Source organism: Mycobacterium shigaense (assembly GCF_002356315.1).
Lineage (GTDB): Bacteria > Actinomycetota > Actinomycetes > Mycobacteriales > Mycobacteriaceae > Mycobacterium > Mycobacterium shigaense.
Genome location: NZ_AP018164.1, coordinates 3507022 through 3533164, shown reverse-complemented (window position 1 = coordinate 3533164; position 26143 = coordinate 3507022). Strand labels below are relative to the sequence as shown.

20 protein-coding genes and 1 pseudogene are annotated in these 26143 nt (G+C 65.7%); 14 read left to right on the top strand and 7 right to left on the bottom strand.

The window, feature by feature from the left end; genetic code table 11:
* Positions 1 to 933, bottom strand: coding sequence for a cysteine synthase A (cysK, locus tag MSG_RS16580; protein ID WP_096444612.1), 933 nt, complete (start codon positions 931 to 933; stop codon positions 1 to 3).
* A complete protein-coding gene (locus tag MSG_RS16575; protein ID WP_096441233.1) occupies positions 920 to 2185 on the bottom strand; it encodes a TQXA domain-containing protein in 1266 nt (421 codons plus the stop codon). Before MSG_RS16575 ends, cysK begins: the two co-directional genes overlap by 14 nt.
* A 363-nt stretch (positions 2186 to 2548) precedes the next feature.
* On the opposite strand from MSG_RS16575, the gene MSG_RS16570 reads away from it, so the two are divergent.
* The 13 genes and pseudogenes from MSG_RS16570 to MSG_RS16510 all read left to right on the top strand — a co-directional run bounded on the left by MSG_RS16570 (position 2549) and on the right by MSG_RS16510 (position 16830).
* The gene (locus tag MSG_RS16570) at positions 2549 to 3472 is read left to right on the top strand and encodes a family 2A encapsulin nanocompartment shell protein (protein ID WP_096441232.1); all 924 of its coding nucleotides are present in this window, start codon (positions 2549 to 2551) and stop codon (positions 3470 to 3472) included.
* Complete coding sequence (locus tag MSG_RS16565) at positions 3459 to 5381, top strand: family 2A encapsulin nanocompartment cargo protein cysteine desulfurase (RefSeq protein WP_096441230.1); 1923 nt, start codon at positions 3459 to 3461, stop codon at positions 5379 to 5381. The genes MSG_RS16570 and MSG_RS16565 overlap by 14 nt, the downstream gene beginning before the upstream one ends.
* Positions 5382 to 6030: 649 nt before the next feature.
* Positions 6031 to 6798 carry an MlaE family ABC transporter permease gene (locus MSG_RS16560; RefSeq protein ID WP_077088749.1) on the top strand — a complete coding sequence of 256 codons (768 nt, stop codon included), beginning with the start codon at positions 6031 to 6033 and terminating at the stop codon, positions 6796 to 6798.
* Positions 6795 to 7643: an ABC transporter permease gene (locus tag MSG_RS16555; protein ID WP_096441228.1), complete on the top strand. Its 849-nt coding sequence runs from the start codon at positions 6795 to 6797 to the stop codon at positions 7641 to 7643. Before MSG_RS16560 ends, MSG_RS16555 begins: the two co-directional genes overlap by 4 nt.
* A 4-nt stretch (positions 7644 to 7647) precedes the next feature.
* Positions 7648 to 8916: an MCE family protein gene (locus tag MSG_RS16550; RefSeq protein WP_096441226.1), complete on the top strand. Its 1269-nt coding sequence runs from the start codon at positions 7648 to 7650 to the stop codon at positions 8914 to 8916.
* Positions 8913 to 9954: pseudogene (locus tag MSG_RS16545) on the top strand (MCE family protein). Before MSG_RS16550 ends, MSG_RS16545 begins: the two are co-directional and overlap by 4 nt.
* Positions 9951 to 11129, top strand: coding sequence for an MCE family protein (locus tag MSG_RS16540; protein WP_118915924.1), 1179 nt, complete (start codon positions 9951 to 9953; stop codon positions 11127 to 11129). Before MSG_RS16545 ends, MSG_RS16540 begins: the two are co-directional and overlap by 4 nt.
* Positions 11126 to 12469: an MCE family protein gene (locus tag MSG_RS16535; RefSeq protein ID WP_096441225.1), complete on the top strand. Its 1344-nt coding sequence runs from the start codon at positions 11126 to 11128 to the stop codon at positions 12467 to 12469. The genes MSG_RS16540 and MSG_RS16535 overlap by 4 nt, the downstream gene beginning before the upstream one ends.
* Positions 12466 to 13587, top strand: coding sequence for an MCE family protein (locus MSG_RS16530; RefSeq protein ID WP_096441224.1), 1122 nt, complete (start codon positions 12466 to 12468; stop codon positions 13585 to 13587). The genes MSG_RS16535 and MSG_RS16530 overlap by 4 nt, the downstream gene beginning before the upstream one ends.
* Positions 13588 to 15063 carry an MCE family protein gene (locus MSG_RS16525; protein ID WP_096441223.1) on the top strand — a complete coding sequence of 492 codons (1476 nt, stop codon included), beginning with the start codon at positions 13588 to 13590 and terminating at the stop codon, positions 15061 to 15063.
* 17 nt (positions 15064 to 15080) lie between these two features.
* Entirely contained in the window at positions 15081 to 15731 is a 651-nt protein-coding gene (locus MSG_RS16520) for a tetratricopeptide repeat protein (protein WP_232011063.1), read from the top strand.
* Complete coding sequence (locus MSG_RS16515) at positions 15728 to 16324, top strand: hypothetical protein (RefSeq protein WP_162899247.1); 597 nt, start codon at positions 15728 to 15730, stop codon at positions 16322 to 16324. The genes MSG_RS16520 and MSG_RS16515 overlap by 4 nt, the downstream gene beginning before the upstream one ends.
* Positions 16324 to 16830, top strand: a complete 507-nt coding sequence (locus MSG_RS16510; RefSeq protein WP_096441222.1) for a CAP domain-containing protein — start codon at positions 16324 to 16326, stop codon at positions 16828 to 16830. Before MSG_RS16515 ends, MSG_RS16510 begins: the two co-directional genes overlap by 1 nt.
* Before the next feature lie 7 nt (positions 16831 to 16837).
* On the opposite strand, the gene MSG_RS16505 is transcribed toward MSG_RS16510, so the two are convergent.
* From MSG_RS16505 to MSG_RS16485, 5 genes are all read right to left on the bottom strand, one after another.
* On the bottom strand, positions 16838 to 18496 hold the full coding sequence (locus MSG_RS16505) for an NAD-dependent malic enzyme (protein ID WP_096441221.1): 1659 nt from the start codon (positions 18494 to 18496) through the stop codon (positions 16838 to 16840).
* A gap of 86 nt (positions 18497 to 18582) precedes the next feature.
* Complete coding sequence (locus MSG_RS16500; protein WP_096441220.1) at positions 18583 to 19173, bottom strand: rhodanese-like domain-containing protein; 591 nt, start codon at positions 19171 to 19173, stop codon at positions 18583 to 18585.
* A 43-nt stretch (positions 19174 to 19216) separates the two neighbouring features.
* A complete protein-coding gene (locus tag MSG_RS16495; RefSeq protein ID WP_232011062.1) occupies positions 19217 to 20578 on the bottom strand; it encodes an MBL fold metallo-hydrolase in 1362 nt (453 codons plus the stop codon).
* 140 nt (positions 20579 to 20718) lie between these two features.
* Entirely contained in the window at positions 20719 to 20979 is a 261-nt protein-coding gene (locus MSG_RS16490; protein ID WP_232011061.1) for a hypothetical protein, read from the bottom strand.
* A 117-nt stretch (positions 20980 to 21096) separates the two neighbouring features.
* The gene (locus tag MSG_RS16485) at positions 21097 to 25311 is read right to left on the bottom strand and encodes a bifunctional nitrate reductase/sulfite reductase flavoprotein subunit alpha (protein WP_096444608.1); all 4215 of its coding nucleotides are present in this window, start codon (positions 25309 to 25311) and stop codon (positions 21097 to 21099) included.
* A 347-nt stretch (positions 25312 to 25658) separates the two neighbouring features.
* On the opposite strand from MSG_RS16485, the gene MSG_RS16480 reads away from it, so the two are divergent.
* Positions 25659 to 26126: an LppP/LprE family lipoprotein gene (locus MSG_RS16480; RefSeq protein ID WP_096441218.1), complete on the top strand. Its 468-nt coding sequence runs from the start codon at positions 25659 to 25661 to the stop codon at positions 26124 to 26126.
* The last annotated feature ends 17 nt before the right edge of the window (positions 26127 to 26143 follow it).

The window sequence follows — 26143 nt, the reverse complement described above, 5'->3', positions numbered from 1 at the left end:
CTAGTCGGCCACGTCCGCGAACAGCGGCGTGCTCAGGTACCGCTCGCCGAAGTCGGGGAGCACGACCACGATGAGCTTTCCGGCGTTTTCCGGGCGGCGCGCCACCTGCAGGGCGGCAACAACGGCCGCGCCCGACGAGATGCCCGCCAGCAGCCCCTCTTCGCGGGCCAGCCGCCGGGAGTAGTTGATGGCATCTTCGTTGCCGACGGGGATGATTTCGTCGACCAGATCGAGGTCAAGCACCGGGGGGACGAACCCGGCGCCGATGCCCTGGATGGGGTGCGGGCCCTTCTCCCCGCCGGACAGCACCGGCGATGCCGCCGGCTCCACGGCGACGAACCGCACCGAAGGCTTGCGTTCCTTGATGACCTGCGCGACACCGGTAATGGTCCCACCGGTGCCGACGCCCGCGACGAAGAAATCGATCTTGCCGTCCGTGTCGCGCCACACCTCTTCGGCGGTGGTCCTGCGGTGGATGGCCGGGTTGGCTGGGTTCTCGAATTGCTGCGGCACGAAATACCGCTGGTCGGTCTTGGCCAGCTCTTCGGCCTTGGCGATGGCGCCCGGCATGCCTTCCGCGCCGGGGGTCAAGATGAGTTCGGCGCCGAGGGCCCGCAACAGCTTGCGCCGCTCGACGCTCATCGTCTCGGGCATGGTCAGCACCAGCTTGTACCCGCGCGCGGCGGCCACCACCGCCAGCGCGATGCCGGTGTTCCCGCTCGTGGGCTCCAGAATGATGGTGTCCGGCCTAATCAGACCCGCGTCCTCGGCGGCGTCGATCAAGGCCACGCCCAGGCGGTCTTTGACGCTGTTGGCGGGGTTGAACGACTCCAGCTTGGCAACGACATCCGCGCCTGCTCCGTCGGTGACCCGGTTCAGCCGAACCAGGGGGGTGTTGCCGATCAGTTGGGTGATGTTTTCAGCAATGGTCACAGTCGCCATTCCAGCGAATCTCGAAGTGGATTGCAATGTCAGAAGGTAACGCGAGGGCGACGGGAGTGAATTGGTCGGGGGCGCCGGGCGCCACACCGGTCAGGACCCGGCCGGAGAAGCTGTGCAGGGGTCGCCCGGTCACCGTTGTCGACGTCGTACTCGGAGCGGGGCGGAGATAGAAATCAACTCCCGGCTCGAGGACCCCGTCGATGGCGAAGCCGTCGGCATCAACCAGCGCGTGACCGTCGGTGACCTCGAGCGTCAGTGGGCTATGCACTCGGAATGGTCCGACGAGTTCGTCCGCGGCGGTGGCCTGGCTGTCGTCGAGGCCGAAGTCTTCGGTTTCGACGTGGGCTTCGAGGGCGCCGGCCAGCAGGTAGTTGTACAGATGGACGACTCGGGCGGTGTTGCGGTACTGCCGGGTGCCGGTGAGCCAGAACTGCACGCGGCCGATTCGGGGTGTGCCGCCCTCGGCCTCCGCGATGAGCCGGTAGTGGCGATAGCCGCGTCCGTGGTGCCCGTGACTGCTGGCCGACAGGGTGCTGCCCACCCCGAGCGATCGCTGGTAGCGACCCCTGGCCGCGACTGTGGTCAGTTGTGAACCGGACACGTCGCGCCAGTCAACCCCATCCGCGGACTTTTGCAGTCGCAACGTGGTGGGGCTGTCCGAGGCGGTCCACACCGCGTAGCCGCCGAGTTGCGGTTCGCCGTCGAACTCGAAGGTGATCACTCCTCCGGCGCTACGGTGTTCTGCCACAGGCACATTCAGCGGCTGGGTGTCCAGGGCGAGGCCGTTGGTCAGATACCAGATCGCGGCCTGGGTGGCGGCTATTGCCTCGTGGTCGCTGATGTTCGCCGGCCCGAGCGGATAGCCGGCCTCGCGCAACCTTTGACTCAGCTCGGCGGTGGTCACCAATGGGAACGAGTGCCGAAGGATCCAGTCCACCTCGACCTCGTAGTCCCGGTCGCGCAGGTGGGGCAGCGCGGACCAGGTGCCTGGCCGGTAGCGCGACGGAATGTGTGGGGCAATGCCGCCGAAGTCCAGGGAGTAGGCATCCACGTTGGGGTGCAACCTGATCAAATCGGTCCGCGCGGTGCTCCCGTCGGCGAACACGATCTTGTCGATGGTGTGCGAGTAGGTGCCGCCGCGGTACCGCGTCATCGTCGGTAGATCGGTCGCGGGACGGGCCTCGACGCGCCGACGCGTCGTCACCGGTACCAATGCACGGTTGGATACGGATAACACGGTCATAAATAGCTGTCTTCCTGGAATGACTGGGGCGCGCCAATGTTCGCGCGGGCTTGTCCGCCCGCCAGCGCAAAAAAAGCGCGACGATTACAACGTCAGAATTGGGGCGTCAGGAATTCAACAACAGCGACAACAGTCCACGGCAAGGCAGCGCGAAGGAACGAAGCGCGGCTGTGCGGCGTGGTGCATGCCGCCCACTATAGGGCATGATTCCGACCGGACCGCTCGGACCAGTAACAACGACCCGGTGGTTGAAAAATTCACGATGAGTTTTACACTTGCCTCGGCCCAGCGCGGTGCTCTCGATCGGCCTGTCTCTTTCGGTTCGACGCCCCTCGCTAGATATTCGACGACGGAAGGATCAACATGACCTCGGCTCAGAACGAGTCTCAGGCACTGGGCGACCTCGGTGCAAGGCAGCTAGCGAATGCGACCAAGACGGTTCCGCAGCTGTCGACCATCACCCCGCGGTGGCTACTGCATCTGCTCAGCTTCGTGCCGGTGGAGGCCGGTATCTACCGGGTGAACCGGGTGGTCAACCCCGAGCAGGTCGCCGTCACGGCTCAGGAAGGCGCCGCTCGCGACACGCCGCTCTCGGAGACGTTCGTCGACTACGAGACCAGCCCCCGCGAGTACACGCTGCGAAACATCTCCACGCTGCTCGATGTCAGCACCCGGGTCTCCGACCTGTACTCCAGCCCGCACGACCAGGTCACCCAGCAGCTGCGCCTGACCATCGAGACCATCAAGGAGCGCCAGGAATTCGAGCTGATCAACAGCCCGGAGTACGGGTTGCTGGCGCAGGTGACCCCGGAGCAGACGATCCAGACTCTCGGCGGCGCCCCGACGCCAGACGACCTGGATGCGCTGATCACCCGGGTCTGGAAGACGCCGAGCTTTTTCCTGACCCACCCGCAGGGCATCGCCGCCTTCGGCCGCGAGGCCACGTACCGCGGCGTGCCGCCGGTCGTGGTCAGCCTGTTCGGCGCGCAGTTCATCACCTGGCGCGGTATTCCGCTGATTCCATCAGACAAGGTGCCCCTCGAGGACGGCAAGACCAAAATCATCCTGGTGCGCACCGGTGAGGAGCGTCAGGGCGTCGTCGGCCTGTTCCAGCCGGGCCTCGTAGGCGAGCAGGCGCCGGGTCTGTCGGTGCGGTTTACCGGCATCAACCAGCAGGCGATCGCCCGGTACCTGGTGACTCTGTACACCTCCTTGGCTGTCCTCACTGACGACGCTCTCGCCGTGCTCGACGACGTCGCTGTGGACCAGTTCCATGAGTACAAGTGAGTACCGGTCGGTAGACGCCGAAAGCGACCTGCCCTTGAACGCCGCGGAAATCGCGGCGCTGGCCAGCCAGCTGTATGCGGCCAGCATCCGGCCGGGTCCGGATAGCCCGCCACAGACGGCACCCGTTGCGCCGCGCGGCGGCGTGCCGGACGCGACGGCTGCCACCTCGGCTGGGCAGACCGCTGTGGGCAGCGCCGATCTGTATTCGGCGCCCGTCCCGTTGCTCGGTGTCACCGACATATACGTCCCCGCTCCGACATCTCCGGAACCGGAACCGCCACCCCACGCGGTGCCGGTCGCTCCCCGGGGCAGCGTGCCCGACACGACGTCCGGGCCGTCGGCGGCGGAGGCGGCCGCCGGCATCGGCGACCCCTACCTACCGCCGGGCATCGCCGACCTCAGCGCGTTCGCGGTACCCACCCAGGGCATCGTTTCGACGACGCCTGGCGTGCTGGCCGGGGCCTCGAGTCCGGCCAAGCCGACGGCACCGGCGGCGCCACGTGGTTCGGCGCCGTATTCCGGGCTCGGCTGGTCGCCCGAGGCGCCGCCGGTTGTCGACCTCAACTGGTCCGACGCCCCACCCGCAGGTCCCGAGGCGCTCAACGGTCTGGCCGGTGAGGACTACACCTACCACTTCCTGACGGCGTCGGACCCCGTTCCGCAATTGACCGACGACCACGAGGTGTTCGACGTCAACGCGGTGCGCGAGGACTTCCCGATCCTCAAGGAGACGATCAACGGAAAGCCGCTGATCTGGTTCGACAACGCGGCGACCACCCAGAAGCCGCAGTCGGTGATCGACCGCATCTCGTACTTCTACGCACACGAGAACTCCAACATCCACCGGGCGGCACACGAGCTGGCCGCGCGGGCCACGGATGCCTACGAAGAGGCCCGCGAGACCGTGCGGCGGTTCATCGGTGCCGAGAAGGCGGAGCAGAACATCTTCGTGCGCGGCACCACCGAGGCCATCAACCTGGTGGCCTACGCGTGGGGCGGCAAGCACCTGGGCCCGGGCGACGAGATCGTCATCACGCACCTGGAGCATCACGCCAATATCGTTCCGTGGCAACTGCTTTCGCAACGGACCGGCGCTGTTCTGAAGGTCGCGCCGGTTGACGAGGCGGGCAACCTGTTGCTCTCGGAGTTCGAGGACCTCTTGGGCCCGAAGACGAAACTGGTTGCGGCGACGCAGGTGTCGAATGCACTGGGCACGGTGACGCCGGTGGAGAAGATCGTCCAGCTCGGCCACCGGTACGGCGCGCGGGTGTTGATCGATGGTGCACAGTCGATTCCGCACCTGCCGATCGACGTCGCCGAACTGGGCGTCGACTTTTTCGTGTTCTCCGGCCACAAGATCTACGGCCCCACCGGAATCGGGGTGCTGTACGGGTCGGAGGAGGCGCTCGCCGAGACGCCACCGTGGCAGGGCGGCGGCAACATGATCGCCGATGTCACGCTGGAACGGTCGCTGTATCAGGGGCTGCCCAACAAGTTCGAGGCCGGCACCGGCAACATCGCCGACGCCGTCGGGCTGGGGGAGGCGCTGCGCTACGTCGAACGCGTGGGCATCGAACGCATTGCGGCCTACGAGCACGCGCTGCTCGACTACGCCACTCCGCGCCTCGCCGACATCCCGGGTGTCCGCCTGGTCGGTACCGCGGATGAGAAGGCCAGCGTGCTGTCCTTCGTGCTGGCCGGCCACGAGCCACTCGAGGTCGGTAAGGCCCTCAACGCCGAAGGCATTGCGGTGCGCGCCGGACACCATTGCGCGCAGCCGATCTTGCGCCGCTACGGCCTGGAGGCGACCGTGCGTCCCTCGTTCGCCTTCTACAACACGTTCGATGAGATCGACGTGTTCTTGCGGGCGGTGCGTCGGATCGCCGAGGGCGGCGCCAACGTCGGCTGACGGCTGCCCGGAGACCACTTCTCCGGCGAGGTGCTTACGCTCGCCCTGAGCGCAACGCTTGCTTTGGGCGAGGCTTCTGGCGAACTGTGACGTCCGACGGCAATGGCCGAACGGAACGGTGGCGTGGGCGCGCAAAGAAACTCAGCTGGGTGCTATTTCTGCTGCGCCGTGCGCGTAATTCACAGCAGCTGCGAATTGGTCAGTTTCGCGTGCCGCCGCCTTGTGACACTTGTGACTTATGAGCCTTATGGGAATTTGCCGGAAGCGTGGCCCCGGCGTCTTCGCGCACCACCGGCCGAATCTTCCTCGGTCTGAATGCGGCGGCCTTCGGCGCCTCCGCGTCAGGGTCGACGTGTAAATCCGTGCAGGTCAACGGGGGCCAGAGCCGCCGGATTCGCGTGCGCGTCGGCTGACTTCTCGTCAATTCTAGGCTTCTGGCCACATTTCTTCTGGGTGATCGCAACCCTGATGCCGGGCATACGTTTGGCCGTAAATTGCTGCGATGTTCTATGTGTGCAAGCAGGCGGCGCGGTCGGCAGGTATACGAAGCTGACCTATATCGGTCGGCGACGGACGAATGACTGAAAAGTGTGACGAAATTGGGGGACCGCTTGAGTCGAATGAACCGATTGCGGTCAGGCCTGACCCGATGAACGGCACCGCCATCGCAAAGCCCATGAATGCGCTGGGCGAGTTCTTTCTGCTTAGCGTCGAAGCCTTGATCGCCACGGTGCGGGGGCCGTGGGCGTGGCGCGAGGTGCTCGAGCAGATCTGGTTTGTTGCACGGGTCTCTATCTTCCCGACGATCATGCTGTCGATTCCCTACACCGTGCTGATCGTGTTCGTGCTCAACATCTTGCTGGTCGAGATCGGGGCCGGCGATCTCTCCGGTGCCGGTGCGGCACTGGCCTCGGTGACTCAAGTGGGACCCGTCGTCACGGCGATGGCGGTAGCCGGCGCCGGTTCGACCGCCATGTGCGCCGACCTGGGCGCCCGCACCATCCGCGAGGAAATCGACGCGATGAAGGTGATCGGCGTCAATCCGATTCAGGCCCTTGTGGTTCCGCGCATCATCGCCGCCACCTTCGTCGCGTTGCTGCTTTACTCGGTGGTCGCGGTGACCGGGCTGGTCGGCAGCTACATCTTCGTGGTCTTCGTCCAGCACGTCACACCCGGCGCCTTCATCGCCGGGATGACGCTGCTCACCGGGCTGCCCCAGGTCGTCATCTCACTCATCAAGGCAACGCTGTTCGGGCTGTCCGCCGGCCTGATCGCCTGCTACAAGGGTCTGTCGGTGGGGGGCGGACCCACCGGTGTCGGAAATGCCGTGAACGAGACCGTGGTGTTCTCCTTCATGGCCTTGTTCTTCATCAACATCGTGATCACCGCGCTCGGAGTGAAGGTGACCGCCAAATGACTGATGCGGCAAGCGATCCCGGCTGGTTGGTCACCGCAGGCCCGCGGCTGGTGGACGCCACCCGGAAGCTGGGCGAGCAGACCGCGTTCTACGGGCGGTCGCTGGCCGCCACAGGGGATGCGGTTCGCCGCTATCCGGGCGAGCTGCTGCGGCTGATCGCCGAGATGGGGATGGGCACGGGAGCGCTGGCGGTCATCGGCGGCACCGTCGGCATCATCGGCTTTTTGACCCTGACGACCGGCGCGCTCGTCGCGGTCCAGGGCTACGACACGTTGTCCAACGTCGGGGTCGAGGCGCTGACCGGATTTCTTTCGGCGTTCTTCAACGTCCGGATGATCGCGCCCTGCACGGCAGGGGTGGCACTGGCCGCCACGATCGGTGCGGGCGCGACAGCGCAATTGGGCGCCATGCGCATCAACGAGGAGATAGATGCGCTCGAGGTCATGGGAATCCGGTCGATCACCTACCTCGCGTCGACCCGGATCATCGCCGGCGTTCTGGTCGTCATCCCGCTTTATGCCGTCGCCGTGCTGATGTCGTTTTTCGCGTCGAAGTTCGGCACGTTGTACATCTACGGCCAGTCCCGCGGGGTGTACGAACACTACTTCTCCACTTTTTTGCGTCCCACGGATTTGTTGTGGTCGTTTTTGGCGGTGCTGGTGATGGCGACGGGCGTGATGGTGGTGCACACCTACTACGGCTTCACCGCGACAGGTGGCCCGGCGGGTGTGGGCGAAGCAGTCGGACGCTCGGTGCGGTCATCGATGATCGTCACGGCCTTCACGGCCCTGATGATTTCGCTGTCCGTCTACGGGCAGTCCGGCAACTTCAACCTGTCGGGTTGATCGGATGAGCAATCACCGAGACAGCGGGCCGCTTCGGCGAAATCGAACCCGCGGGAGCAAGATCGACCCGATCTGGTGGGCGCCGACACTGTTCATCCTGGTCGCGGCCGTGATCGCACTCACCGCCGGTTCGTTCTCCGGCAGCTTCACCCCGTTCATCCCGCTGACGCTGGTGTCCGATCGCGCTGGACTGGTGATGGAGCCGGGGGCCAAGGTCAAGCTGCGGGGCGTGCAGATCGGCCAGGTCGCATCGATCGGCACCGACACCAAGGCGGCTCAGCTGCGGTTGAAGATGGATCCGGGTCCGTTCAAATACCTGCCGGCGAACCTCGAGGCCGAAATCAAGTCCACCACGGCATTCGGCTCCAAGTACGTCGATCTGATCGTGCCCGAGCATCCCAGCGCGACGGCACTCAAACCCGGGGCGGTGCTGCACTCGCGCAACGTCACCGTGGAGGTCAACACGGTCTTCGAGAACCTGCAATCGGTGGTCGCCGCCATCGATCCCGCGAAGCTGAACGCGATCCTATCGGCGTTCGCGCAGTCCGTTCGTGGCAAGGGTGAGCGGATCGGGCAGGCGATCACCGACGCGAACAATGTCCTGCTGACCGTCAACCCCCGCCAGGATACGATCGACAAGAACTGGCGGCTGTTCGGCAAGACGACCGCCATCTATTCCGTTGCGGCACAATACATCTTGTCGATCCTCGACTCGGCGGCGACGACGAGCAAGACCCTCACCGACGATCAGCGGTCACTCGATTCACTGTTGCTGTCGACCGTGGGCTTCAGCCAGACCGGCATCAACCTCATCGGCAGAAACGAATCCAACATCGTGCGTTCGTTCAACCTACTGGACCCGACCACCGCATTGCTGAACAAGTATTCGCCGACGTTCACCTGCTTGTTCCAGGGCGCGCAGTGGTACGTGGACCACGGCGGCCGAGACATGCTGGGCGGCAACGGCTATTCGTTCATCATGGACGCTGCCCTGCTATTCGGAGACGACCCGTACCGGTATCCGAAGCATCTGCCCAAGGTCAACGCGACCGGCGGCCCCGGCGGGAGGCCCAGCTGTGGCTCGCTGCCCGATCCGAGCGCGAACTATCCGGTGCGTTCGCTGGTGACCGATACCGGTTGGGGTGCGGCGCCCGACGAGATCCGGACCACTCCGTGGGTCGGTAATCCCTGGTGGGCCAACTACTTCCCGACCACCAAGAACCCGCCCGAAGCCCCGCGGTACAACTGGCGCGGCGGAGTGCCGCCGTCATGAGCAATGGAAAAAGGCCCGGCTCCCGGCCCACTGTCGTTCGCGTTGCGCTGTTCACCGCGGTCTGCCTGGTATTCACGTTCACCCTCATCGCCGTATTCGGCCAACTGCGCTTCGAGGACCGGACCGGCTATCAAGCGGTCTTCACGAACATCTCCGGGCTGAAGTCCGGCAACTTCGTCCGCATCGCGGGGGTAGAGGTCGGCAAGGTAGGGGACCTCAGCCTGCATCGTGACGGCACCGTGACCGTCGGCTTTGCGGTGGACAAGGGGGTTCGCCTCAGCCAGGGGACCCGGGCCGCCGTGCGCTACGAAAACCTCATCGGTGACCGCTATCTCGCGCTCGAGGACTCTCCCGGCCCCCCCGGGCCGGCTGCCTCCCGGCTCGACGATCCCGTTGGCCAGGACATCGCCCGCACTGGACATCGACGCACTGATCGGGGGTTTCCGCCCGCTGTTCCGCGCATTGGATCCAGATCAGGTCAATGCCCTGTCCGGCCAACTGCTGAAGATCTTCCAGGGCCAGGGCGGGACCCTGGCCTCAGTGCTGTCCCAGACGTCGATGCTGACCTCGACCCTGGCCGGACACAGCGAGTTGATCGGCGAGCTCATCACCAACCTGAACACCGTGTTGCACACCTTCGCCGCCCGGGATCACGAATTTTCCGACGGACTGGACAAATTGGCTCAACTCGTGGATGGCCTGGCGCAGCGCCGCAATGACATCTCCACCGGACTGGCCTACATCAACGCCGCCACCGGCTCGGTCGCCGACCTGCTCGTCCAGGCGCGCCCCCCGATCAAAGACGTCGTGCACGAAGCAGACCGGATGTCCGCGCAGGTGCTCTCCGATCGCGACTATGTCGACAACCTGCTCAAGACGCTGCCCGACGTTTATCAGGTCCTGGCCCGGCAAGGCTTGACCGGCGACTACTTCGGCTTCTACTTCTGCGAGGTGCTGCTCAAGTTGAACGGCAAGGGGGGCAACCCGATCTTCGTCAAACTGCTGGGCCAACCGAGCGGACGGTGCACCCCGCGATGAAGGGAATCAGCATCAAAGCGCTCAATCGACAGAACCCGGTCTTGGTGGGAGTGGTCGGCACCGTCATCGTGACGTGCATCGTGCTGGCCGCATTCCAGTACGACAAGCTGCCGTTCATCAAGAACACCAGGGACTACTCGGCCTATTTCGCCGAGGCGGGGGGCATCAAAGTCGGCAGCACCGTTCGGGTTTCCGGCATGGGCGTCGGAAGGGTCTCCGACATCCGTCTGGAGGGCACCAAAGTCCGGGTGGGATTCACGGTCCGCACGGGCATCCAGCTCGGCGACCGCACGGAAGCGGCGATCAAGACGGAAACCATCCTGGGCAGCAAGATGCTGGAGCTCACCTCGCGCGGCGACGGGAAACTCAGCGGCACCATTCCGCTGGAACGCACCACGTCGCCCTATGAGCTTCCGGACGCGCTGGGAGATCTGACGACTACGATCAGTGGGCTGGATACCACCCAATTGTCGTCGGCACTAAGCACATTGGCCGACACCATCAAGGAGACGCCGCCAAATCTCAAGCCGGCGCTGGAGGGTGTGGCCCGGTTCTCGGACACCCTCAACGGCCGGGACGCGCAGCTGCGCAGCCTGCTGGGAAATGCCAACAAGGTCTCCGCGGTGCTCGGCCACCGCAGTCAACAGATCGCCGGCCTGGTGGCGAACTCCAACGCGCTGCTCGCGGCGCTGCTCGACGAGCGGGACTCGATCGACGCGTTGATGAACGACATCACCGCGGTGTCGCGGCAGGTGTCCGGACTCGTCGACGACAACCGCAAGACCCTGAAGCCTGCGCTCGACAAGCTCAACGGGGTGCTCGAGATTCTCGACAACCGCAAGGAAGACATCCAGAAGACCCTGCCCAAGTTCAAACGATATGCAATGTCGTTTGGCGAGGTATTGGGCTCGGGGCCGTTCTTCAAGGCCTATGTGGCCAACCTGATTCCCGGCCAGATCGGCGGGCCGGTCATCGACGCGGATATGTACGACCGGTTCCTGGACCCCAACCAGAAGTTGCCCTCGGAGGTGGTGGACCCGCCGACCGGAAGCCCGCCCGTCCCGCCGGAACAGGCGCCCGTCCCGCTGTGGTCGCAGCCGCCGTCGCCACCTCCTTCGACCCCGCCGATCCGGACCGTCCCACCGCCCTTCCCGCACACATTGGACGGGCAATGACAATCAGCCGGCGCACCCTGCAAACCCTGGTCACCATCAGCCTGACCGCCACGCTGACGATCTCGTCGGTGCTGATCGGCAACAAGATGCTCGCCAGGGTCGAACGCAACACGTACTCGGCCTATTTCACGGAGGCCAACGGCTTGTTCATCGGCGACGAGATCCGAGTGCTCGGTGTCGCGGTCGGCGTCGTGGACAAGATCGAACCACAACCCACCAGCTCCAAGGTTACCTTCTCGGTCGACAAGGATGTGCCGGTCCCGGCCGATGCGCGCGCGGCCATCCTGTCGCCGTCGCTGGTGACATCCCGGGCGATCCAACTAGTGCCCGCGTACTCGGGCGGGCCCAGATTGAGCCCGGGCGCCTCAATTCCGTTGAACCGCACGGCGGTGCCGGTGGAATGGGACGACTTCCGTAAGCAGCTGGAAAAGCTGACCGAAGCGCTGCAGCCCACCAGCCCGGGCGGGGTGAACTCGGTCGGCGAATTCGTCAACTCGGCCGCCGACAACCTGCGCGGCAACGGGGACACCGCTCGGGATTCCATCCTCAAACTCTCCGAAGCGATTTCGGCACTCGGTGATCACGCCGACGACATCTTCAGTACGGTGCGCAATCTGCAGCTGCTGGTGTCGGCGCTGTACTCCAGCAGCGATCTGTTGGCCGAATTCAATCAGAACCTGGCCAGCGTGACGAAAATCCTGACCAATACGCCCAACGAAATCGGCACGTCGGTCAAGACTTTGGACCAGGCGCTCAACGACGTCCGCGACCTACTGTCCGACAACCGTGAGGCCATGGGCGTCACGGTCGATCGGTTCGCGTCCATCACGACCGCGCTGAACGACAGCCGTGCCGACATCAAACAGATTCTGCACACCACGCCCACCGTGTTCCAGAACTTCTTGAACATCTACCAGCCGGCTCAGGGTGCGATGTCCGGGATCATTGCGCTGAGCAACTTCGCCGACATTCCCCAGTTCATTTGCAACTCAATCGAGGCCGCCTCCCGAGCACGGCTGGCCCGGGTATCGAAGTTGTGCCTGCAGTACATCAACCCGATCATCAAGAACCGCATCTACAACTACATACCTGCGGGGATCAACCCATTTGTCGGCACCCAGGCACGGCCGAACGAGATCACCTACAGCGAGGACTGGCTGCGCCCCGGTTATACGCCGCCACCACCTCCGGATGCGCCCCCGCCGGCGGACGCCCCGCCGCCCGCGCCGTCACCCGTCGAGGGGCAGCCACCGGCCCAGCCGCCGCCTCCGCCGCCCAACTCGCTGATCGACTCCACGCAGGTGCTGCGGAACCTGTTGCTCCCGGTGGAGGAGCCATGAGGCGCGCGCTGGGTGTAATGCTCTGCGCGGCAGGCATTGCCGCGCTGACTTCCTGCGGCTGGAAGGGCCTCAATTCGTTCACCATGCCCGGTACCGCCGGCGGGGGGCCGGGCGCCTACACGATCCAGGCGCAAATGCCCGACGTGACGACCATCCAGGAGAACACCCGGGTTCGGGTCGACGACGTCAACATCGGCAACGTCACCAAGATCGAGCTGCAGGACTGGCACGCGCTGGTCACCATGCGCATCAACGGCGATATCCACCTGCCGGCGAACTCGACGGCCAAGCTCGGGCAGACCAGCCTGCTGGGTTCGCAGCACATCGAACTCGCCGCGCCCAAGGATGAGCCGCCGGTCGGCGAACTCAAGAACGGCTCGGTGATCCCGCTGTCGCGCGCGAGCATGTATCCGACCACCGAGCAGACCCTGGCCTCGGTCTCGATCCTGCTCAACGGCGGCGGAATCGGGCAGCTGCAAGAGATCAATCAGGCTGTCGCCAAGGCCTTCGCCGGCCGCGAGCACGACATGCGAAGTCTGCTCAACCAGCTGGACGTGTTCATCGCAAAGACCAACGACCAGACCGACGACATCATCTCCGCCGCCGAGAATCTCAACTCCTTGGCGGGCCAGTTCGCCGCCAAGGATCAGGTCGTCGACAAGGCACTGACGACCGTGCCCAAGGCATTGGCCGTGCTGGCCGAAGATCGCACCAAGATCGCCGATGCGATCGATCAGCTCGGCAAGTTCAGCGCCATCGCGGCCGACACCATCCACCAGAGCAAGCAATCCCTGGTGAATAACCTGCGCAATATCGCGCCGGTGCTGCGATCACTCGCCGATGCCGGACCGGCACTGACCAAGGGCCTGGACGGACTCGCGACCTATCCCTGGCCGACATCAACGGTGACCAACTGGTTTCGCGGCGACTACGCCAACCTCACCATGATCGTCGATTTGACGTTGAGCCGCATAGACACCGGGATCTTCACCGGATCGCGTTGGGAGGGCAACCTCACCCAGCTCGAACTCCTGTGGGGCCGCACCATCGGAATGCAGCCGAGCCCCTCCACTGGAGGCAACCCATTGACCTTTCCGTACCACGCCGGGGGATACTGAATGCTGCGCCTAAATCGCAGGACGTGGATACAGTTGGCGATTCTGACCCTGGTGACCGTAGTTTCTTGCGGCTCAATGGCATTCAACTTTATGAAGCTGCCCGCGACACTGTTCGGCATCGGCGAGTACAACGTCACGGTCGACCTGCCCCAATCCGGTGGTCTCTACCAGACCTCGGTCGTCACCTACCGGGGCACCGACGTGGGCCAGGTCAAGTCGATCGAGGTCACGGCCACCGGGGTGCGTGCCCTGCTCGCGTTGCGGTCCGGGGTCAAGGTGCCCTCGGATGTCCAGGCGTCGGTGCACAGCCGCTCGGCGGTCGGCGAGCAGTACATCGAATTGACCCCGCAGCCGGGGAAGGACGGAGAGCATTCCCGGGCCCTGCAGGCCGGCGATGTCATCCCCGCCGGCCGCGTCGACGTTCCGGTCGACATCGGGCACCTGCTCGACCTGACAAATAAAGCGCTGCAAGCCATTCCGCGGGACAACCTGCGCACGGTCATCGACGAGAGCAACCGGGGGGTCGGTGGTCTTGGTCCCGAACTGTCCCGGATCGTCGACGGGTCCACGGCACTGGCCATCGCCGGGGGTAAGACCGTCGATCCACTGGCCGCGCTGATCGACCAGTCACCCGCGGTACTCAACTCCCAGGTGCAGACGGCGGATGCGATTGGCACGTGGGCCAATCGGACCTCGGCCGTCATGGCGCAGTTCAAGGCGCAGGACGCCGCCCTTCGCGATCTGCTGACGCAGGGCACGTCCGGGCTCGAGGAGGGGCGTGCCCTGTTCGACCGCGTGACGCCCACCCTGCCGGTGCTGTTCGCCAATCTCGTCAGCCTGGGTGACATCGCCGTGGTCTACCGCCACGACATCGAACAACTGCTGGTGCTGTTTCCGCAAGGCATAGCGGTCATGGCTGCCGCCTTGGTGCCGAACCTGAACACCAAGCAGGAATACAAGGGCTTTTTTCTGGACTTCAACCTCAACCTGAATTACCCGCCCCCCTGCGATACCGGGTTTCTGCCGCCTAAGCAACGTCGTTCACCGGCCAGCGTGGACGCGCCGGACAGACCAGCGGCTGACCTTTATTGCCGGATTCCGCAGGATTCCGACATGAATGTCCGGGGAGCGCGCAACATCCCTTGCGAGACCAAGCCGTGGAAACGGGCCCCCACCATCGAGCTGTGCGAAAGCGACGAGGACTACGTGCCGCTCAACGAGGGCTACAACTGGAAGGGCGACCCCAACGCCACCACCAGCGGCCAGGGCGTACCGCAGTATCCCCCGGGTCAAGATCCGCGACTGCCACCGCCGCGGGGGACGGCGCCGGCGCCGTCGGCGCCGCCGCTTGCCGTGTCGACCTACGACCCCGCCACCGGTGACTACATCGGACCGGACGGGCGTCGCTACACCGAGGCTGACTTGGCGCATCCGCGCGCCAAGAACTGGCAGTCACTACTTGTCCCACCGTCGTGAGAGTTCGAGGGAGAAATATGGCCGACGAGCCTGAAACCAACGAAAAGCCCAGTGCGGCAACGATATCGGAGGCCGACGAGGTCCTCGAAGTCGACCAGGCGGTCCACGCCGACGACACGGCCGGCACGGACGACGTCGATGTGACCGACGAGGTTGAGCCCGCCAGGCGCCGGCCCCGGTTCAGAAGGCTTTCCCGAGCCCGGTCGGCCCTGGTCGCCAGCGTCGCCATTGTCGCACTGCTCGCCGGATTGACCGGTTGGCTCGGTTACCGCGCCTACCAGACACATCAGGCCCAGGCGCAGCGCAACCTGTTCATCCAGGTGGCTCGCCAGGGCGCGGTGAACCTGACCACGATCAACTACACCGAGGTCGACACCGACGTGCAGCGGATCGTCGACCTGGCCACCGGAGCGTTCCGCGACGACTTCCAGCACCGGTCCAAGCCGTTCATCGAGGTCGTCAAGGCGGCGCAGTCGAAATCGGAAGGCACGGTTACCGACGCCGGGTTGGAATCGCAGCGCGGTGACTCCGCCCAGGTACTGGTGGCCGTGGCGGTGAAATCCCGGACGGCCGGGGGCGAAGAGTCGCCGCGGGAATGGCGCATGCGCATCGAGGTCCAGGCCGTCGGCGACGACGCCAAGGTGTCGAACGTGGTGTTCGTGCCGTGACGACGCTCAACGAGACCCTCGACACCACCGAGGCGCCGGACATCGACGAGGAGGCCGTCGACGCCGCCGGGGAGACCGAAGATACCGACACCACGCGGGAACGGCGCCCCGTCGTGTGGTCGCGTGTCTTCGCCCGCGGTATCTTGCCCGGATTGGCTTTGGTGCTGGCCCTAGCGGCGGGCTACTTCAAGTGGGTGACCGACTCGGCCAAGGATCTGGCCGCGGCGCGCACCGAGTCGGTCCGGGTCGCCAGCGAGGACGTGACCGCCCTGTTGTCGTACAAGGCGGACTCGGTGGACAAGGAACTCAACGCCGCCAGGGACCGGCTCACCGGCGAATTCAAGGACGCTTACACCTCGCTGATCCGCGAAGTGGTGATTCCGGGCGCCAAGGAGAAGCACATCTCCGCGGCAGCCAAAGTGAGTGCAGCAGCGCCGATTTCGGCGACCACCGAGCACGCGGCGGTCTTGTTGTACGTCAACCAGTCCGTGACGATCGGCGACGGCGTCCCCACCGACACCCAACCCGTCATCCGGGCAACGCTGGACAAGGTCAACGGCCGATGGCTGGTCTCGCACTTCGACCCGGTGTGATGGCGGACCGTCACACGATAGGCGCCCGCCTGCTGGGCGTCGGCGTGATCGTTTCGGCCGCGGGGACATTGGCGGCTCCCGCCGCGTACGCCGACAACAAGCGGCTCAACAGCGCCGTCGTGTCGGCCGTGTACACGCTGCAACACCAGGCGGGCTGCACGAACGACGTCATCCGCAACAACGCGCTGACGCTGGCCGCCGAATGGCACGCCGAAGACATGATGAACAACCGGAATATCAACGACGACACCGGCTCCGACGGATCGAGCCCACAGGATCGGGCCAACGCCGCCGGTTTCCGCGGCCGGGCCGCCGAAACCGTCGCGATCAATCCGGCCATCGCGATCAGCAGCCTGGAACTGGTCAACCAGTGGTACTACAACCCCGACGACATGGCGATCATCCGCGACTGCGCCAATACCGCCATCGGGGTCTGGTCGGACAACAGCGTCGACCGCACCGTCGTCGTGGCGGTGTACGGGCAGCCCGTCCCGCCCGGCCGCTGACGGCTGGCTAGTCGTACGGCGGAGCCCATTTCGCGGCGGCGACGGCCCGGCCGACGTCGTCGTGGTGCTCGGTGGCGACCCCGTCCGCCACGGCGGCGTGATACACGGCCTCGGCGACCGCTTTGGAGACCGCGTACAGGTTTTCCACATCGGGCAGCAACGGGTCGCCAGCGTTCGTCGGATTAGCTTGCCGCGCAACACTCTTGGCGGCCGCGTGCAACATGCCCGGGGTCAACCGGTTGGCGCCGGCCACGATGATTCCCAGCCCGAGCCCGGGAAACACCAGCACGTTGTTGGCCTGACCGATGGTGTAGGTGGCCCCGTCGTAGTTGACCGGCGCCGTCGGGGTGCCGGTGGCGATCAGCGCCTTGCCGCGCGACCACTCCAGCAGGTCGGCGGGCACGGCCTCCATCCGCGAGGTCGGGTTGGACAGCGGAAAGATCATCGGATGCTCACACGAGGCGGTCATCGCCTCGACGACTTCGCGGGTGAACGCGCCGGACACCGCCGAGCAGCCCAGCAGCACGGTGGGCGAGGCCAGCTTGATCGCGTCGATCAGCTCGACCCGCTCGCCGGCCACCCCCCTGGCTGCCAGGCCCAACTCCCGGCGGCTCTTCGCGTAGGGAACCTGAAAGTCGCGCAGGTCGTCCATGTCGTCGAACAGCAAGCCCTGCCTGTCGATGGCCCAGATCTGTGCCGTGGCCTGCTCGATGGTGGCTCCGTCGTCGACCATGGCGTCGCGGATCTGATCGGCCACGCCCATCCCGGCGGTCCCCGCCCCGAAGACGATCGTCCTCTGATCGCGCAGCCGGGCGCCGGTGATGCGCAGCCCCCCGTTCAGCGCGGCGACGACGACCGCGCCGGTGCCCTGGATGTCGTCGTTGAAGACGCAATAGTCCTCACCGTAGGTGCGCAGGATTTTGCGTGCGTTGAGCGGGCCGAAGTCCTCGAAATGCAGGATCGCGTGCGGAAACAGCGCATGCGCGGTCTCGACGTAGCGCCGGATGAACGCGTCGTATTCGGCGCCGCGACGCCGGGCATGCCGGTTGCCCAGATAAAACGGATCCTGCAGCAGCTGTTCGTTGTCGGTGCCGACGTCCAGCGACACCGCGATGCAGCGGCAGGGGTTGATCCCGCCGCCGGCGGTGTAAAGCGCCAGCTTGCCGACGGCGATCTGGATGCCGCCCACGCCCCAGTCGCCGATTCCCAGGATCGCCTCGGCGTCGGTGCACACGATCAGGTCGACGTCGTCGGGCCCGAGCCCGAACGTCTCGAAGGCCGCTTTGATCTCGTCGGGCTCATCGATGCTGAGGAACAGGCCGCGCTGGCCGCGGTATTCGTCGGAGAATCGTTGGATGGCCTCCCCGACCGTGGGGGTGTAGACCACCGGCATCAGTTCCGACAGATGATCGGTCAGCACCTTGTAGTACAAGATTTCGTGCCGGTAGTGCAGCTGCTCCAACAGCAGGTTCCGGCCCAGATCAGTTGCCATGCTCTGCAATTGGCGCCACACGCGATCGGCCTGTTCGTCCAGGGTAAGCACCGCCGACGGCAACCGGCCGGTCAGGCCCAGCTCCTTGCGCTGCGCGTGGGTGAAGCCGACGCCGCGATTCAGACTCGGCGAGGACATCGCCAGTGGGATCCGGGGCGTGTGGCTTTCGCCCATCACAATCTCCGTCCGACGGCGTGGCGCACCCCGTCACGGTAACGCTGATCGCGGTGAACGCGCGTCGAAGACCGCCTGACGGACGATTACTCGCGGGGCGAACGGCCGAGCTGGGACAGGATGGTGCCGGTGTCCGACGTCGCGCCGCGGTTGTAGGGCAGCTTGGACAACGCGGTTGCCATTGCGCAGGTGTTGGACAGGGCCGCATAGGTCAGGCCCGCCCCGATGCCGGCGGCCACCCACTTGAGCCGGGGAATGACGACGCTGCCCGCCACGGAGGACAGCACGATCGATCCGGCCACCAGGCGCACCTGACGTTCGAGGTCCCAGCGCTGCGCGCCACGGTCGACCGCGAAGCCCCGGCCCTCCCAATCGGTGATCCCTTTTTCCAGCACGCGCCCGTGAGTCAGGCCCGCGTTTCGCAGCGCCGATTGGGCCTTGGTGGCGCGCTGACCCGAGCGGCACACCAGCACCACCTCGTCGTCCCGGTCGAGGCGTTCCACGATCTCGGGGCTGTGCCGGTCGACGACGTCGAGCGGTACGTTGTAGGACCCCGCGATGTGTGCGGTTTCGAACTCCGCCGGGGTGCGCACGTCGAGTACGCGCGGAGCCGTCGGCGACTCCAGCAGCGTGCGAAGTTCCGGCGAAGTGATGCTGTCAGCAGTTGGTGCGCTCATGGTGTGTTCCTACCCGGGTCGGCGCGAGGCGAGCGGTTTATGTTCAGTCAGAATTTTTCGACGTGGTGATCCCGAGCTTTTCGGCGCTGTCGTAACCGTCGTCGATGAGGACGACGCGACGATCGTGGCGATCGAGCAGCGCTGCGGCGACCGACGCGCGGTAGCCGCTGGCGCAGTGCACCCACAGCTCACGATCGGCCGGAATGCCGTCGATGCGCTCGGGCAATTCGTGCAACGCGACGTGGAGCGCGCCCCGCACATGGCCGTCGTCGAATTCGCCGCGTTGGCGGACATCCAGGACCACGACGCCGCCCCCGGCGAGCGCATCGGCAAGCTCGCCGAATTCGGCGACACGGTAGCTGCGCAGCTCCGATCCGTCGGCGAGGTCGCGGATGTCTCCGCTGGCGGTGCCGGTGAGGTGCTCGACGCCGATGCGGCACAGCTCCCGCTGCGCGTCGGCGATTTGCGCGGCATCGTCACCGATCAAGGTCAGCGGAGCGCCCCAGGTGTACAGCCAACCGAGGTAGTTGACGAAGGAGTCCGACAATTCGAACCCGTAACTGCCCGAAAGATGCCCGGCCGCAAAGGCTTTGCGATTGCGCAAGTCGACGACCCATTCCCCGGCGTCGATCCGCCTGCGCAGCTCACCCGCGTCGACCGGTGCGGGCGGCGAGAGGTTCGGTGCCGCCGGGCCTTTTCTGTTGAGCACCCCCATATGCGCGTAGTAGGCGGGGTAGGCGGCCAGGCCGGCGAGAAGCTCCTCGACATAGTGCTGTTCGTCCTGGGTGAGCGCGGGGTTGGTCCGGCGTTGATCCGCGATGGTCGAGCTGTCGCCGTCGGTGGGCGCCGCGGAGCAGAAGCTGCCGAAACCGTGCGTGGGATAGATCGGAGTCGACGCGGGCAGCTCGTCGGCGAGGCGGCGGACGGAGTGATATTGCAGCCGAGACAGTTCCTCGGTGTGCTCTTTGCCCAGCAAGTCGGTCCGTCCGGTGCTGCCGTGCAGCAGCGATCCCCCGGTGAACACCCCGAGCGTCTCGCCCGACCGGTCGCGGAGCACGTAGCTGACGTGATGGCGCGTGTGTCCCGGCGTCAGCAGCACCTCCAGGTTTATCTGGCCGGTCTCGATGCGTTCGCCGTCGCCGACGGCACGGTGCGCGAATTCGACGTGTTCGCCAGCGGGTAACAGATATTCGGCGCCGACGGCGTCAGCGAGCGCCAGGCCGCCTGTGACGTAGTCGTTGTGCACGTGGGTCTCGAGCACGTGAGTGATCCGTAAGTCGGCGGCAAGCTCCAGCACCCGATCGATGTCGCGCTGCGGGTCGATGGCGACCGCGACCTCGCCGTCGCTCACCAGATAGCTGCGATCGCCCAGCCCCGATGTTTCGATGATCGAAACGTCTACCACTCTGTGTCCCATCCACGCAGGTCGTTGTCTGGAATCTACTTGTCGGACAACCGACCTGGACGGGAGGGCGGGCGACGGTGAGACGGGCTATTGACAATCGCGCCGGAGGTGTGCGTCCCGGGTGCGCGGCTTATACGTTCTTATATGTCGTAGTTGGCGGCGATGCCGCAGCTGCACCGCTGGCCGTCGCCCCGCGACCATGGCGACAGCCGCTTGCGCAGCAGGTGCTGCATGTAGACCCTGTCGCGATGGGTACGCGAGAAGGCGAAATCGAGGTTGATCGGCAATCCCGCCCAGTCGACGCGGTCGTCTGCGAGCGGCTGTTCGCCGAACGGTCCGCCGTGCACCGGGCAACTGGCCTGAATGCCGTCGTCGTCGGTCCACTCAAACGCCTGCGCCACCGTACGTCCGTCCTCGAATGCACCCTTTACTACGTGAAATGGTGCGACAGGCATGTTTCAGCGGCGAGTGGGCGATGTTTCTGCCAAATTACGAGTTCCCGGTGCGGCGCCCGGCCTCTAGTAGACGTCGCGGTGGTAGCGCTTGTCCGCGCTCAGCGACTGGACGTAGCCCTTTGCCGCGTCCTGGTCGAGGTTGCCGTGTTCGGCGGCGATCTCGCAGAGCACCCGGTCGACGTCCTTGGCCATGGGGTCGGCGTTGCCACAGACGTACAGCTGGGCGCCATCCTGCAACCAGCTCCACAGCTGCGCCCCGCGGTTGCGCATCAGGTGCTGCACGTAGACCTTCTGCTGCTGGTCTCGCGAGAACGCGAGGTCGAGCTCGGTGAGGAAGCCCTCGTCGCGCATCTGCTCGAACTCGTCGCGGTAGTAGTAGTCGGTGGCGGCGTGCTGCTCACCGAAGAACAGCCAGTTGGGCCCCTTGTGGCCCAGCGCGCGCCGTTCCTGCAGGAATCCGCGGAATGGCGCGATCCCGGTGCCCGGGCCGATCATGATCATCGGCGTGTCCGGGTCGCTGGGCGGCCGGAAGTTGCTCGACGGCTGCAGGTAGACGGCGACTCGATCGCCGGGGGAGCGGTCGGCCAGGTAGGTGGAGCACACGCCACGACGCGGAACGCCCTGGAAGTTGTAGCGCACGGGCGAGACCGTGAGGTGAACTTCCGCCGGGCACTCCTTGGGGCTCGACGAGATCGAGTACAGCCGCGGCTGCAGGCGTTTGAGGACCCGCAGCCACTCGTGGGCCGACGCGGAGACAGGCAGCCGCGCGAGCAGGTCGACGGCCTGCCGACCCCATGTCCAATTGCTCAGTTCAGCCTTGTTTTCCGGCCTCAGCAGCGATGCGAGTTTCTGGTCGCCGGTGCGCTCCTGCACGAACCGCACCAGGTCGCGGCTGATGTGAGCGATCTCGATGCGCTCGGTGAGCGCGGAGCGCAACGACATCAAGCCGTGCTCGCCGACCTCGACCGTGGTGTGCGCGTCCAGCCCGGTCACCGACAGCCATTCGTCGACCAGCTGGTCGCTGTTGCGCGGCCACACTCCCAGCGCGTCGCCGGCCTCGTAACTGACCGCCTCGTCGGAAAGGTCAAACACGATCTGCCGCACGTCTTTTGCGGAGTTGGGTCCGCTCAGCATGGTGTTGCGGATCATGCCGGTGATGAGCGGGTGCTTTTTGCTGTAAGTGCTCGACGCGGCCCGGCTCGGGCGCGACGGTGCCGCGACCACGGCGGACGCTGCCGGCGTCGCCGTGGCGCCGGCCGGGCTGACGGGCTCGGGGGACCGGGTCAACGCCTTGCTGACGTCGCTCACCCATCCGGCGGCGTGGTCGTCGTACTCGGGCTCGCAGTCGACCCGGTCGGCGAGCCGGGTCGCGCCCAGCTCGGCCAGCCGCTCGTCGAGCTTGCGGCCGAAACCGCAGAAGTCGTCGTAGTTGGAGTCGCCCAGCGCGAGTACCGCATAGCGGGTGTCGGTGAGCCGCGGTGCGCCCTCCCCGCTCAGCGCCCGCCACAGGCCGGCGCCGTTGTCCGGGGCCTCGCCGTCGCCGGTGGTGCTGGTGATCACCAAAAGCTCATGCGTGGTGGACAATTCGGCCACCGAGAAGTCGTCCATCCCGTGCAGGGCGACGGGCAGCCCGGCCTCGGCGAGTTGCGCGGCGACGTCGGCGGCCAACTCCTCAGCGTTGCCTGTCTGCGAGGCCCACAACACCACCACCGGCGCTCGCTCGGTGGCCACGTCAGCCGCGGGCGCGCCGGGTGGGGTGACCGGCGCCTCGACGGCCGCTGCGGCGGGCGCGCCCACCGGCAATGACGCCGGCGCCTCGGTGCGCGAGAACATCCCCGCGAGCAGGCCGTCCACCCAGAGCCGGGTGTTGATGTCGAGCGGGGCATTGAGCGGCAGGGAGGGCACCCCCGCGGTGCGACGGCCGGTGTCCGAACGCAGACCGGCAAGCACCCCGGCAAGATAGCTGCGGCCGAGTGGGCCGAGCTGAGGGGTCGGTTCGTTTGCCACGCCGAGGATCTCGGCGAGGAGGTCGACTTGGGGCGCGCTGATTTGGGCAATCTCCGTGGGCGCGGGCTCTGGCGTGTCGCCGGCGACCGGTCGCTCGGGCTCGGCGGCCGGGTCATGCTGGGAGACAATGACTTTGGTTAGCGTGACGGCGCAGGCCTTGAATTCGGGTTGATGCGATATCGGGTCGACGGCGTCGTTGGTCACGGCATTGATCGACAGGTATTCGCCGAAGGCGTCGTTCCAGTGGAAAGGCGCAAAGCAGTCGCCGGGCCGAACCCGGTCGCTGATGACCGCGGGCAGCACGGCACGCCCGCGGCGGGAAGCGATTTCGACCGGGTCGCCCTCGCAAATCTGCAGCCGGGCCGCGTCGTCGGGGTGGATCTCGACGAACGGCCCGGGGTTGAGCTTGTTGAGCTTGGACACCTTGCCGGTCTTGGTCATCGTGTGCCACTGGTGCGGCAGGCGACCGGTGTTGAGCAGGAACGGGTAGTCGTCGTCCGGCATTTCGTCGGGCAGCAGGTGCGGCCGGGCGAAGAACATCGCCCGCCCGGTTGCGGTGGGGAACGCCAGTCGCGGGACGCTGCCGTCGTCGCGCACCAACCGATCCTGGCTGACGCCGTCGTTGAGGTAGCGGATCGGGTTGCGGTCGTGGGCGCCCTCGGGCGGGCAGGGCCACTGCACCGGTGTCTGACGCAGCCGCTCGTAGCTGACCCCGCGCAGGTCGTATCCGGTCTTCGGGTTGGCGAAGCGCTTGATCTCTTCGAACACGTCCTCGGCGGAGTCGTAGCTGAACGACTCGGAAAATCCCATCTCGCAGGCGATCCGGGCGATGATCTGCCAGTCCGGCATCGCCTGACCCGGCACCGGCAGCGCGGGCTGGAACAGCGTCAGGTTGCGCTCGGAATTGATCATCACCCCTTCGGACTCCGTCCACAGGGCCGCCGGCAGCAACACGTCGGCGTACTCGTTGGTCTCGGTCTCGCGGAACGCATCCTGGGCGATCACCAGCTCGGCGCGCTCCAGGCCGGCCAGCACGGTCTTCCGATTCGCAACGCTGGCAACGGGATTGGTGCAGATTATCCAGCACGCCTTAATGTCGCCGTTGGCCATGCGGGAGAACATGTCGATGGTGCCGGACCCGACATCGGTGCGCAGCGAGCCGGGCGGGATGCCCCACCGCTCCTCGACGAACTCGCGGTCGTCCGCCGACAGCACCGAGCGTTGACCCGGCAAACCCGGCCCCATGTAACCCATTTCGCGGCCGCCCATCGCGTTGGGCTGCCCGGTGAGGGAGAACGGACCGCTGCCCGGCTTGCAGATCGCGCCGGTGGCCAGGTGCAGGTTGCAGATCGCGTTGGTGTTCCAGGTGCCGTGCGTGCTCTGGTTGAGTCCCATTGTCCAGCAGCTCATGAAGTTCTCGGCTTCGCCGATCCAGCGGGCCGCGGTCTGCAGGTCCTCGACGGCGATGCCGGTCATCTTGCTGACCCGGGCGGGGGTGAAGTGTCGCAGGAAGCTCGGCATCACCTCCCAGCCCTCGGTGAACTCGGCGATAAATTCTTCGTCGGTGTGGCCGTTTTCGATGATCAGGTGCAGCAGCCCGTTGAGCAACGCGAGGTCGGCGCCGGGGGAGACCTGCAGGAAGAGGTCGGCCTTCTCCGCGGTGGCGGTGCGGCGCGGGTCCACGACGATCAGCTTGGCGCCCGCCTTGACGCGATCCATCATCCTCAGGAACAGAATCGGGTGGCAATCCGCTATGTTGGAGCCGATGACGAAGAAGACGTCGGCCTGTTCGAAGTCTTGGTAGGAGCCGGGTGGGCCGTCGGCGCCGAGTGACTGCTTGTAACCCGAGCCGGCGCTGGCCATGCACAGCCGCGAGTTGGACTCGATCTGGTTGGTGCCGATGAATCCCTTGGTCAGCTTGTTCGCCAGATACTGCGCTTCCAGCGACAGCTGCCCGGATACGTAAAGGGCGACGGCATCCGGACCGTGCTGGTCGACGATCGCGCGCAGCCGCCTGCCGGTCTGGGCAAGCGCCGCATCCATGTCGATCGGTTCCAGGGATTCACCGCGTGCGGGCCGCAGGTAGGCCGAATCCATCCGGCCGGGTGCGGTGAGCATGTCCGCGGTGGTCGTGCCCTTGGTGCAGAGCCGACCGAAGTTGGTCGGGTGGCTTTTGTTTCCAACAGATTTCGCAACGTGACGGCGACCGCTCTCCGGGTCGGTTATGACCTGCAACACCATGCCGCAACCAACGCCGCAATAGGCGCACATGCTGTTCACGACGGCTTTTCGATCGTCATGAGACTGGCGAGCCACGCCTGGCTTCCTCCCTCCGAGCGTGCACGGGCCTACGCGTCAAATGGTGCGACAAGGATGTTTCGGCACTAGGTATCCGGTGTTTCCGCCGTTTTACGGGTTTCTCTCACACGCACCAAACCGATTTGTGAAGTGTGAGCAGAGCCGGATATCGGCCCGAATAATCGCAGGTCAACACCGATCCGCGACTAGGGCCAGATTACCCGGCGGCGGCATTGAATTCTCCATCAGAACTAAGGTTCGGACGAAACAAATGGGACATTCACAGTATTCGCTAAGCTCACAAAGTGCTTCGTCACTTTGTGATTTTGGTGGTTTTGTTGGCCTCGGCTTGCGGCTCGAAGCCCGCGCCACCGCAGGCGTCGAAGCCCGACTCGTGCAAGGCGTCCGACGGGCCCACGGCCGACACGGTGCGACAGGCCATCGCCTCCGTTCCGGTGGAGGTGGCCGGATCGAGTTGGGTCGAGATCGCCCGGGGGCACACGAAGAATTGCCGGCTGCACTGGGTGCAGATCATCCCCACCATCGCCGGTGAGGCGACGCCGCAGCAGTTGCTGTTCTTCGACCACGACCGGCCGCTGGGACCAGCGACACCGAACCCGAAGGCGTACATCGTCGTGCTGCCTGCCAACGAGGACACCGTCACGGTCCAGTATCGGTGGCAGGTCGGCAACGACGAACCCTGTTGCCCCAAGGGCAGCGGCACCGTGAAGTTTCAGATCGGTGCGGACGGCAAGTTGCAGGCGCTCGGCACGATTCCGCACCAATAGGCGCACGATGTTCCGGT

What these genes read in the sequence shown, in the direction of transcription:
- MSG_RS16575 (WP_096441233.1), bottom strand. Translation starts at nt 2,185, where the DNA reads ATGACCGTGTTATCCGTATCCAACCGTGCATTGGTACCGGTGACGACG.
- MSG_RS16570 (WP_096441232.1), top strand. Translation starts at nt 2,549, where the DNA reads ATGACCTCGGCTCAGAACGAGTCTCAGGCACTGGGCGACCTCGGTGCA.
- MSG_RS16565 (WP_096441230.1), top strand. Translation starts at nt 3,459, where the DNA reads ATGAGTACAAGTGAGTACCGGTCGGTAGACGCCGAAAGCGACCTGCCC.
- MSG_RS16560 (WP_077088749.1), top strand. Translation starts at nt 6,031, where the DNA reads ATGAACGGCACCGCCATCGCAAAGCCCATGAATGCGCTGGGCGAGTTC.
- MSG_RS16555 (WP_096441228.1), top strand. Translation starts at nt 6,795, where the DNA reads ATGACTGATGCGGCAAGCGATCCCGGCTGGTTGGTCACCGCAGGCCCG.
- MSG_RS16550 (WP_096441226.1), top strand. Translation starts at nt 7,648, where the DNA reads ATGAGCAATCACCGAGACAGCGGGCCGCTTCGGCGAAATCGAACCCGC.
- MSG_RS16540 (WP_118915924.1), top strand. Translation starts at nt 9,951, where the DNA reads ATGAAGGGAATCAGCATCAAAGCGCTCAATCGACAGAACCCGGTCTTG.
- MSG_RS16535 (WP_096441225.1), top strand. Translation starts at nt 11,126, where the DNA reads ATGACAATCAGCCGGCGCACCCTGCAAACCCTGGTCACCATCAGCCTG.
- MSG_RS16530 (WP_096441224.1), top strand. Translation starts at nt 12,466, where the DNA reads ATGAGGCGCGCGCTGGGTGTAATGCTCTGCGCGGCAGGCATTGCCGCG.
- MSG_RS16525 (WP_096441223.1), top strand. Translation starts at nt 13,588, where the DNA reads ATGCTGCGCCTAAATCGCAGGACGTGGATACAGTTGGCGATTCTGACC.
- MSG_RS16520 (WP_232011063.1), top strand. Translation starts at nt 15,081, where the DNA reads ATGGCCGACGAGCCTGAAACCAACGAAAAGCCCAGTGCGGCAACGATA.
- MSG_RS16510 (WP_096441222.1), top strand. Translation starts at nt 16,324, where the DNA reads ATGGCGGACCGTCACACGATAGGCGCCCGCCTGCTGGGCGTCGGCGTG.
- MSG_RS16505 (WP_096441221.1), bottom strand. Translation starts at nt 18,496, where the DNA reads ATGGGCGAAAGCCACACGCCCCGGATCCCACTGGCGATGTCCTCGCCG.
- MSG_RS16500 (WP_096441220.1), bottom strand. Translation starts at nt 19,173, where the DNA reads ATGAGCGCACCAACTGCTGACAGCATCACTTCGCCGGAACTTCGCACG.
- MSG_RS16485 (WP_096444608.1), bottom strand. Translation starts at nt 25,311, where the DNA reads ATGTGCGCCTATTGCGGCGTTGGTTGCGGCATGGTGTTGCAGGTCATA.